At 60.8% G+C, this 9,186-nt stretch carries 10 protein-coding genes; all 10 read left to right on the forward strand.

Annotated features, from left to right (window positions below; all coding sequences use genetic code 11):
- Positions 1 to 96: 96 nt before the first annotated feature.
- Positions 97 to 1,020, forward strand: coding sequence for a high-affinity branched-chain amino acid ABC transporter permease LivH (gene livH, locus Q8M42_RS04565; protein ID WP_275961229.1), 924 nt, complete (start codon positions 97 to 99; stop codon positions 1,018 to 1,020).
- Positions 1,017 to 2,285, forward strand: a complete 1,269-nt coding sequence (locus tag Q8M42_RS04570) for a high-affinity branched-chain amino acid ABC transporter permease LivM (RefSeq protein ID WP_370692745.1) — start codon at positions 1,017 to 1,019, stop codon at positions 2,283 to 2,285. Before livH ends, Q8M42_RS04570 begins: the two co-directional genes overlap by 4 nt.
- Positions 2,282 to 3,049 carry a high-affinity branched-chain amino acid ABC transporter ATP-binding protein LivG gene (gene livG, locus Q8M42_RS04575; protein WP_275961228.1) on the forward strand — a complete coding sequence of 256 codons (768 nt, stop codon included), beginning with the start codon at positions 2,282 to 2,284 and terminating at the stop codon, positions 3,047 to 3,049. Before Q8M42_RS04570 ends, livG begins: the two co-directional genes overlap by 4 nt.
- Positions 3,049 to 3,750, forward strand: coding sequence for an ABC transporter ATP-binding protein (locus tag Q8M42_RS04580; protein WP_304869557.1), 702 nt, complete (start codon positions 3,049 to 3,051; stop codon positions 3,748 to 3,750). The genes livG and Q8M42_RS04580 overlap by 1 nt, the downstream gene beginning before the upstream one ends.
- Positions 3,751 to 3,972: 222 nt before the next feature.
- A complete protein-coding gene (locus Q8M42_RS04585) occupies positions 3,973 to 4,683 on the forward strand; it encodes an rRNA pseudouridine synthase (RefSeq protein ID WP_304869555.1) in 711 nt (236 codons plus the stop codon).
- Between the two features lie 51 nt (positions 4,684 to 4,734).
- A complete protein-coding gene (locus Q8M42_RS04590; protein ID WP_304869553.1) occupies positions 4,735 to 5,196 on the forward strand; it encodes a DUF1456 family protein in 462 nt (153 codons plus the stop codon).
- Between the two features lie 257 nt (positions 5,197 to 5,453).
- Complete coding sequence (locus Q8M42_RS04595; RefSeq protein ID WP_304869551.1) at positions 5,454 to 6,224, forward strand: SDR family oxidoreductase; 771 nt, start codon at positions 5,454 to 5,456, stop codon at positions 6,222 to 6,224.
- A gap of 39 nt (positions 6,225 to 6,263) precedes the next feature.
- Positions 6,264 to 6,959, forward strand: a complete 696-nt coding sequence (tsaA, locus tag Q8M42_RS04600) for a tRNA (N6-threonylcarbamoyladenosine(37)-N6)-methyltransferase TrmO (protein WP_304869549.1) — start codon at positions 6,264 to 6,266, stop codon at positions 6,957 to 6,959.
- Positions 6,960 to 7,038: 79 nt separating this feature from the next.
- Complete coding sequence (locus Q8M42_RS04605) at positions 7,039 to 7,452, forward strand: VOC family protein (protein WP_304869547.1); 414 nt, start codon at positions 7,039 to 7,041, stop codon at positions 7,450 to 7,452.
- 192 nt (positions 7,453 to 7,644) lie between these two features.
- Positions 7,645 to 8,979 carry a GGDEF domain-containing protein gene (locus Q8M42_RS04610; protein WP_304869545.1) on the forward strand — a complete coding sequence of 445 codons (1,335 nt, stop codon included), beginning with the start codon at positions 7,645 to 7,647 and terminating at the stop codon, positions 8,977 to 8,979.
- Positions 8,980 to 9,186 lie beyond the last annotated feature (207 nt).

A 9,186-nucleotide genomic window follows, 5' to 3' on the forward strand; every position in this document is an offset into this window, starting at 1 on the left:
CCCACTGCTCTGGCAGTGGGTTTTGTTTATTAGAAGAATTCCGGTTGCATGCTGCGCCATAAGCGCTGCCTTGCGTGACAACCCAGGAGTTAGGCAATGCCTGATCTTTATCACTACCTGCAACAGCTGGTTAACGGTCTAACCGTTGGCAGCACCTATGCCTTGATCGCCATCGGCTACACCATGGTTTACGGCATTATCGGCATGATCAACTTCGCCCATGGCGAGGTTTACATGATTGGCTCGTACGTAGCCTTCATTGTGGTCGCCGGCCTGGCCATGTATGGCCTGGACAGTTTACCCATCGTGATGATTGCGGCCTTTGCCGCCAGCATCATTGTCGCCAGTGCCTACGGTTACAGCATCGAACGGGTGGCCTACCGCCCTCTGCGCGGCGGCAACCGTCTGATTCCGCTGATTTCTGCCATCGGCATGTCGATCTTCCTGCAAAACTGGGTACTCCTCTCCCAGGACTCCAAGGACAAATCGATTCCCAACCTGCTGCCGGGCAACTTCATCTTTGGTGAAAGCGCCATGAATGGCGTGGTGATTTCCTATATGCAGGTGCTGATCTTCGTCGTCACCTTCTTTGTCATGGTCGGCCTGACGCTGTTTATCTCCCGTTCACGCCTGGGCCGCGCCTGCCGCGCCTGCGCTGAAGACCTGAAGATGGCCAACCTGCTGGGCATCAACACCAACAACATCATTGCCCTGACCTTCGTTATCGGCGCCGCGCTGGCGGCCGTAGCGGCGGTGCTGCTGGGCATGCAATACGGCGTGATCAACCCGCACCTGGGCTTCCTGGCCGGGATCAAGGCGTTCACCGCCGCGGTACTCGGCGGTATCGGCAGTATTCCCGGCGCGGTGCTCGGCGGTCTGCTGCTGGGCGTGGCCGAGGCCTTTGGCGCCGATATCTTCGGTGACCAGTACAAGGATGTGGTGGCGTTCAGCCTGCTGGTACTGGTGTTGCTGTTCCGCCCTACCGGCATCCTCGGCCGTCCGGAGGTTGAAAAAGTATGAGTACCTCCATCCGCAAAAACCTCAAGACCGCGATCTTCAGCGCACTACTGGTACTCGCCGTGGCCTACCCGGTTATCGGCCTGAAGCTCTCCACGGTCGGCATCAAGCTCGAAGTGCAGGGCGCCAGCCCGGCCGTGCTGTGGACCATCTTCGGCTGCTCGATTGCCATGTTCTTCTGGCAACTGTTCCGTAATCACCTGAGCGCCGCCTGGAGCCACGCCCCCAAGCTGCCGAGCATGCCGGGCAAAGCCAGCGAGTTTCTCACCCTGCCTTCGACCCAGCGCTGGATTGTTCTCGGGCTGATCGCCGCCGCCCTCGCCTGGCCGTTCTTCGGCTCGCGCGGTGCGGTGGATATCGCCACGCTGATCCTGATCTACGTAATGCTCGGCCTTGGCCTGAACATCGTGGTGGGTCTGGCCGGACTGCTCGATCTCGGCTACGTGGCCTTCTACGCCGTAGGCGCCTACAGCTACGCGCTGCTGTCGTTCTACTTCGGCCTGAGCTTCTGGATCTGTCTGCCGATTGCCGGTCTGATGGCGGCGTTCTTCGGCTTTATCCTGGGCTTCCCGGTGCTGCGTCTGCGCGGCGATTACCTGGCCATCGTGACCCTGGGTTTTGGCGAGATCATCCGTATCCTGCTGAACAACATGACCTGGCTGACCGGTGGCCCCAACGGTATCGGCTCGATCCCCAAGCCAACGCTGTTTGGTCTGTCGTTCGACCGCAAGGCCGCTGAAGGCATGCAGACCTTCCACGAGTACTTCGGGGTGGCTTACAACTCGATCAACAAGGTGATCTTCCTCTACCTGATCGCCCTGCTGCTGGTGCTGCTGACCCTGTTCGTGATCAACCGCCTGCTGCGTATGCCAATCGGCCGCGCCTGGGAAGCCCTGCGTGAAGACGAAATTGCCTGCCGCGCTCTGGGTATGAACCCCACCGCGATCAAGCTCTCGGCTTTCACCATCGGCGCCTGCTTCGCCGGGTTCGCCGGCAGCTTCTTTGCCGCGCGCCAGGGCCTGGTCAGTCCGCAGTCGTTCACCTTTATCGAATCGGCGATCATCCTCGCCATCGTGGTACTGGGCGGTATGGGCTCGCAACTGGGCATCATTCTGGCGGCCATAGTGATGATTCTGCTGCCAGAGCTGGCGCGTGAATTCAACGAATACCGCATGCTGATGTTCGGCGCGCTGATGGTATTGATGATGATCTGGCGTCCGCAGGGCCTGCTGCCCATGCAACGTCCGCACCTGGAGCTGAAGCAATGAGCCGCCCGATTCTAGAAGTAAGCGGCCTGTCCATGCGCTTCGGCGGCCTGCTGGCCGTCAACGGGGTGAACCTGCAGGTCGCGGAAAAACAAGTGGTGTCGATGATCGGCCCGAACGGCGCCGGCAAGACCACGGTATTCAACTGCCTGACCGGTTTCTACCAGCCCACCAGCGGCAGCATCCGCCTTAACGGCGAGCAGATCGAAGGCCTGCCTGGCCACAAGATCGCGCGCAAAGGCGTGGTGCGCACGTTCCAGAACGTGCGTCTGTTCAAGGACATGACGGCGGTAGAAAACCTGCTGGTGGCCCAGCATCGCCACCTCAACACTAACTACCTGGCCGGCCTGCTGAAGACCCCGGCGTTTCGCAAGAGCGAACGCGAGGCCATGGAGTTCGCCGCGCACTGGCTGGATCAGGTCAACCTGACCGAGTTTGCCAACCGCACGGCCGGCACCCTAGCCTACGGTCAGCAACGTCGCCTGGAAATCGCCCGCTGCATGATGACCCGCCCGAGCATCCTGATGCTCGACGAGCCAGCCGCCGGCCTCAACCCACGCGAAACCGACGACCTCAAGGCGCTGATCCGCGTACTCAGTGACCAGCACAATGTCACCGTACTGCTGATCGAGCACGACATGAAGCTGGTCATGAGCATTTCCGACCACATCTATGTGATCAACCAGGGCACGCCCCTGGCGGACGGCACGCCGGAGCAGATCCGCGCCAACCCGGACGTGATCAAAGCCTACCTGGGGGAAGCGTGATGCTGTATTTCGAGAACGTTTCCACCTTCTACGGCAAGATCCAGGCGCTGCATGACGTCAACGTCGAAGTCCGTCAGGGTGAGATCGTCACCCTGATCGGCGCCAACGGTGCCGGCAAATCGACCCTGCTGATGACCCTCTGCGGCTCGCCCCAGGCGAGCAGCGGCAGCATCCGCTACCAGGGTGAAGAGCTGATCGGCCAGGACACCCCGAACATCATGCGCAAGAGCATTGCCGTGGTGCCGGAAGGTCGTCGGGTGTTCTCCCGCCTGACCGTGGAAGAAAACCTGGTGATGGGCGGCTTCTTCGGCAGCAAGGCCGACAATCAGGAGCAGCTGGACAAGGTATTGCACCTATTCCCGCGCCTGAAGGAACGCTTTGCCCAGCGCGCCGGCACCATGTCCGGCGGTGAGCAGCAGATGCTCGCCATCGGCCGTGCGCTGATGAGCAAGCCCAAGCTGCTGCTGCTCGATGAGCCGTCGCTGGGTCTGGCACCGATCATCATCCAGCAGATCTTCGACATCATCGAACAGCTGCGCAAGGACGGTGTGACGGTGTTCCTGGTCGAGCAGAACGCCAACCAGGCGCTCAAGCTGGCCGACCGTGGCTATGTACTGGAGAACGGCCGGATCGTTATGCAGGGCAGCGGCCACGACCTGCTGAACGATCCAAAGGTGCGCGACGCCTACCTGGGAGGCTAAGCAGCCAAGGTGAGAAAAACCGCTCTTCGGAGCGGTTTTTTATAATCCACTGAAAAGTAGGATGGGTGGCAACCCATCGCTGCGATTGATGGGTTACCACCCATCCTACGCCCCGCTGCACAGCCGACAGATACTTTTATCAACACCGCTCGCCCGATGTTCCGTGCAGCGGGGGCCTGTCCGGTTACAATGGCGGCCCTTTTTTTGCCGATGACCGTTTTTATGACCGACCCCATTCGCCTGTCCAAACGCCTGATCGAAGTGATTGGCTGTTCGCGCCGCGAGGCCGAGCTGTATATCGAAGGCGGCTGGGTCACGGTGGATGGTGTGGTGGTGGAGGAGCCGCAGTTCAAGGTCGCCGAACAGCGCGTGGAACTGCTGCCCAACGCCCTGCTGGCCCCGGTCGAGCCGGTTACCCTGCTGCTGAACGTACCCAACGGCCACAACGCAGAACGCGCTGCAGAAAGCATCAGCCCCGCCAGCCACTGGCCGGAAGACGGCTCGGGGATTCGTCCGCTGAAAGGCCATTTCGCCCGTCTGATCAGCTGTGCACCGCTGCAAGCTGGCGCCGACGGCCTGCATGTATTGACCCAGGACTGGCGCATCGAGCGCAAGCTCAAGGAAGACCTGAGCAAACTGGAGCAGGAATATGTGGTCGAAGTCGTCGGCACCTTGAGCGCCAGCCAGCTCAAGCGCCTGGCTCACGGTCTGACCTTCAACGGTGTAGCCCTGCCCCCCTGCAAGGTCAGCTGGCAGAACGAAACCCGCCTGCGCTTTGCGTTGAAGAACCCACTGCCTGGGCAGATCGTGTTTATGTGCAACAGTGTCGACCTCAAGGTGCTGGGCATGAAGCGCATCCGTATCGGCGGTGTGCCGATGGCTAAGGTTGCTGCGGGCCAGTGGCGCTATCTGGCAGGCAAAGAGCGCTTCTAACTATTTTTCCAGCGGTTGCCCTCAGGCACCCGCCCTCTTCAGGATCTATCAATGCTTAACAACGACGTACTGCGCAGCCTGCGCTACACCCTCGACATCAGCGACGCGCAGATGGTCGACATCATCAAGCTCAGCGGCAAGCAGGTCGCCGTCAACGACCTCGCGGCGATGCTCAAGAAGGACGAAGAAGAAGGTTTCACGCCCTGCGACGACGAGTTGATGGCGCATTTTCTCGACGGTCTGGTGTACTTCAAGCGCGGCAAGGACGACAGCCGCCCGGCCCAGCCGCTTGAGCTGCCGATCACCAACAACACGGTGCTGAAGAAACTGCGCGTGGCCTTCGAGCTGAAAGAAGACGACATGCACACGATCATGACCAGCGTCGACTGCCCGGTTTCCAAGCCGGAAATGAGCGCGCTGTTCCGCAAGTTTGGCCACAGCAACTACCGCACCTGCGGTGATCAGTTTCTGCGCAACTTCCTTAAGGGTCTAACCCTGCGCGTTCGCGGCTAAGAACCTATTTACGATCTGCTGCGCGTCGGCCATCCGGCGTTAAAAACAGCCTCGGAATGCTCATTTACAGCTCGTAAACTCCGCTTCCTCGGCTGTTTTTGCCTTGTCTGGCTCTAGCTCGCGAGATCGTAAACAGATTCTAAGTCCGTGCTGCCATGCCTGCCCGCATGGCAGCGTATTTCCACGGGCAATGATGACTGCCATGGTGCAGTCAGATGATTAGGGTAGTGGCACTCATCCGTTAACAAGGATTCGCCATGCACCCCTACTTCAGCCTGCAAGGCCGCACCGCCCTAGTTACCGGCGGCACCCGCGGTATCGGCAAGATGATCGCCAAAGCCTTTGTCGAAGCCGGCGCCACGGTCTACGTCTGCGCCCGTGACGGCGAAGCCTGCGCACAAACCGCTGCCGAGCTATCGGCTTTTGGCACCTGCCACGGCATCGCCGCCAACCTGGCCAGCGAGGAAGGCGTGCAGGCGCTTGCCGAGCAATTGGCCGGTAAGATCGACAGCCTGGATATTCTGGTCAATAACGCCGGCACCACCTGGGGCGCGCCGCTGGAAAGCTACCCGGCCAAGGGCTGGGAAAAGGTCATGCAGCTTAACGTGACCTCAGTGTTCAGCTGCATCCAGCAGTTGCTGCCGCTGCTGCGCCAGGCCGGCAGTGCCGCGAGCCCTGCACGGGTGATCAATATCGGCTCGGTCGCCGGCATCACCTCCCACGGCGAAGAAGCCTACGCCTATGGCCCGAGCAAGGCGGCGCTGCATCAGTTATCGCGCATGCTCGCTCGCGAGCTGGTCGGCCAACATATCAACGTCAACGTAATCGCACCGGGGCGCTTCCCGAGCAAGATGACCCAGCATATCGCCACCGACGAGGCCGCCATGGCCGAAGATACCGCGCTGATCCCGATGCAGCGCTGGGGCCGCGAAGAGGAAATGGCCGCCCTGGCGATCAGCCTGGCCAGCACTGCCGGCGCTTATATGACCGGCGCGATCATCCCCATCGACGGCGGTTTTCACCTCTAGTCAGGTACTATGGCGGCGTTTTCACTCGATCACGCCGCCATGTCCTATTCCGTTTCCCCCATAGGTTTTGTCCGCTCCTGCTTCAAGGAGAAGTTCGCCATTCCCCGTCAGCCGCAATTGGCCCCGGCGGCCCGTGGCGTACTGGAGCTGGTGGCGCCGTTCGATAACGGTGATGCGGTGCAGGGATTGGAGCAGGTCAGCCATGTCTGGCTGCTGTTTCTGTTTCACCAAGCACTGGAAGACAAGCCACGCCTCAAGGTGCGCCCGCCGCGCCTGGGTGGCAATCAGTCGGTCGGCGTATTCAGCACCCGCGCCACCCACCGGCCCAATGGCATCGGCCAGTCGGTGGTCAAGCTGGACAAGGTCGAAGCCGGCAAGCTGTGGCTGTCCGGTATCGATCTGCTCGACGGCACGCCGGTGCTGGATATCAAACCCTACGTGCCCTATGCCGACAGCGTCGCAGACGCCTACAACCGCATCGCCGACAGCGCGCCGGCGCTGATCGACGTCAGCTGGCAGGACAGCGCACTGATCCAGGCAAGCGAACATGGGCAGCGCCTGAGTGAGCCGCTGGTCGAGCTGATTGAGCAATGCCTGGCCCAGGACCCGCGCCCCGCCTACCAGCAGCCGAGCCCGGAGCGCCGCTATGGCACGTGCTTCTGGGATGTCGACGTGCACTGGCACTACCCGCAGCCAGGCAGCATTTGCGTGCTGGACGTCGTGCCCGCCGGCTGAGCCAGTTCGCATGCATAGGCGGAGCGGCTATTTTGTCTTATATTTACCAGATAAATGTATACAAAATAGGATGCTCACCATGCTCGAACGCCCCGGTCGCCTCAATGGCTTGCGCCATATCGCCCTGCTGGTCCCTGATCTGGAAGCCTGCGAACGCTTCTACGTGGACATTCTCGGCATGCAGGTGCTGCACCGCGCCAATCCAGACCTGGTCTACCTGACCTGCGGCAACGACAACCTGTCCCTGGGCCGCGCCAGTGTGCCCAGCAGTGGCGAACAGGCGGTGGACCACTACGGTTTTATCGTCGACAGCATCGACGAGTTACATGCCTGGTACGCCTACTTCAAGGCACAAGGCGTGACCCTGCTTGACCGCCCCTTCGCCCATGGTGACGGCGCGCACAGCTTCCACTTGCTCGACCCCGCCGGCAACAAGGTGCAGCCGATCTACCATCCGGCCGTTTCCGGACAGCGCTTCAGCAGCGTGCAATAACTGGCCGTACACAGTCGCTGCGCGTTCTACACTGAGTAAACGCCCGTCAGCAGTGCTCGGCAGGCCTGCAGGCGGCAAACAGGCGTTCATTGTTTGGCGCCTTGCGGGTATGGTGAGTGCAAGGGCTATAGTGCCAAATCGCCAGTAGGCGGCCCGATAAACCGTCAATACGTATCGACACACTGTGAGCGTATGAAAGCCAGCACCTACGCGCCGACCGAAAATCTTGTCGATCTGCTGCTCGACGCCATCTGTGTGGTCGACAAACGCGGGCGCTTCGTTTTTGTCAGCGCAGCCTGCCAGCGCATTTTCGGCTACAGCGCAGACGAGATGATCGGCACGGTGATGATCGAGATGGTGCATCCCGAAGACCGCGCGAAAACCCTGCAGGCCGCTAAGGAAGTGATGGCTGGCATGCATAAACCGAATTTCGAGAACCGTTACCTGCGCAAGGATGGCAGCACCGTGCATATCCTCTGGTCCGCGCGCTGGTCCGCGGATGATCAGGTGCGCATCGCCGTGGCCCACGACATCACCGAGCGCAAACGCAGCGAAGCCCTGCAGACCGCGTTGTACGGCATCTCCGAAGCGGCCCATTCGGCCAAGGACCTGCTCGGGCTGTTTCAGCAGGTGCACCAGATCATTGGCGAACTGTTGCCGACCATCAGCTTTTCCGTGGCGTTATATGACGAACAGAACGACGAGCTGAGCTTCCCCTACCCCGCCGAACAACCGCCAGAGGCGACCGCCGATACGCCGCTGAACGCTGCCACGCTGAGTGCGCAGGTGATTCGCAGCGGCAACACCCTGCTACTGCCCAACGCCGGTCAGGCGCTGACCGATGCTTCACACAGCTGGCTCGGCGTTCCGCTGCGCTCACACCGCGGGATTATCGGCGCACTGCTGGTGCAAAGCAGCGTCTCCACGCGCTACAGCGAGCGTGATCAAGAGCTGCTGCAATTTGTCTCGACCCAGGTGACAACCGCCATCGAGCGCCAGCAGATGCTCAGCCGCCTGCAGTTTATGGCGCAGTACGATCAACTCACCCAGCTGCCCAACCGCGAACTGCTGCGCGATCGCTTGCACACGGCCCTGGCCCGCGCGCGCCGCGAACAATCGCAGGTGGCGCTGCTGTTTCTCGATCTGGACAAGTTCAAGCAGGTCAACGACAGCCTCGGCCATGCCGCAGGTGATCAACTGCTGCAAGGCGTCGCCCAGCGTATCCAGCTGTGCCTGCGTGAGGCCGATACGGTGGCGCGTTTTGCCGGCGATGAATTCGTCGTGCTGCTGGAGGACTTTCACTCGGCCGACCACGCCAGCGTGGTGGCCGAGAAAATCCGCCAGAGCCTCAATCAGCCCTTTGAGCTGTGCGGCCAGAGCCAGACCATCCTGCCAAGCATCGGCATCGCTCTGTATCCGCAGCATGCCCAGGATGAGCAGCAACTGCTGCAACACGCCGACAACGCCATGTATCAGGCCAAGCAGAAAGGCGGCAACCGCGCGCACAGCGCACTTGAGCTGGAATAAACGCACATAAAAAAACCGCCAGTCGGCTAATGCTGTTCATTTAAGTGGGGCCGCTTTACGCCCTATAGAGCGGCGGGCTTTGAAATCTTCCTCGCTCTAAGTCTTTGGCAGTGGTTCAGGCCGTAGGATGGGTGCTAACCCATCAGCCAATTGATGGGTTAGCACCCATCCTACGGTGGTGAGCACAAAGAAATGCCGCTTCCCTGG

The organism is Pseudomonas sp. (assembly GCF_030684895.1).
Classification (GTDB): Bacteria; Pseudomonadota; Gammaproteobacteria; order Pseudomonadales; family Pseudomonadaceae; genus Aquipseudomonas.

Coding starts and splice junctions, on each gene's coding strand:
- livH (WP_275961229.1), top strand. CDS start 97: ATGCCTGATCTTTATCACTACCTGCAACAGCTGGTTAACGGTCTAACC.
- Q8M42_RS04570 (WP_370692745.1), top strand. CDS start 1,017: ATGAGTACCTCCATCCGCAAAAACCTCAAGACCGCGATCTTCAGCGCA.
- livG (WP_275961228.1), top strand. CDS start 2,282: ATGAGCCGCCCGATTCTAGAAGTAAGCGGCCTGTCCATGCGCTTCGGC.
- Q8M42_RS04580 (WP_304869557.1), top strand. CDS start 3,049: ATGCTGTATTTCGAGAACGTTTCCACCTTCTACGGCAAGATCCAGGCG.
- Q8M42_RS04585 (WP_304869555.1), top strand. CDS start 3,973: ATGACCGACCCCATTCGCCTGTCCAAACGCCTGATCGAAGTGATTGGC.
- Q8M42_RS04590 (WP_304869553.1), top strand. CDS start 4,735: ATGCTTAACAACGACGTACTGCGCAGCCTGCGCTACACCCTCGACATC.
- Q8M42_RS04595 (WP_304869551.1), top strand. CDS start 5,454: ATGCACCCCTACTTCAGCCTGCAAGGCCGCACCGCCCTAGTTACCGGC.
- tsaA (WP_304869549.1), top strand. CDS start 6,264: ATGTCCTATTCCGTTTCCCCCATAGGTTTTGTCCGCTCCTGCTTCAAG.
- Q8M42_RS04605 (WP_304869547.1), top strand. CDS start 7,039: ATGCTCGAACGCCCCGGTCGCCTCAATGGCTTGCGCCATATCGCCCTG.
- Q8M42_RS04610 (WP_304869545.1), top strand. CDS start 7,645: ATGAAAGCCAGCACCTACGCGCCGACCGAAAATCTTGTCGATCTGCTG.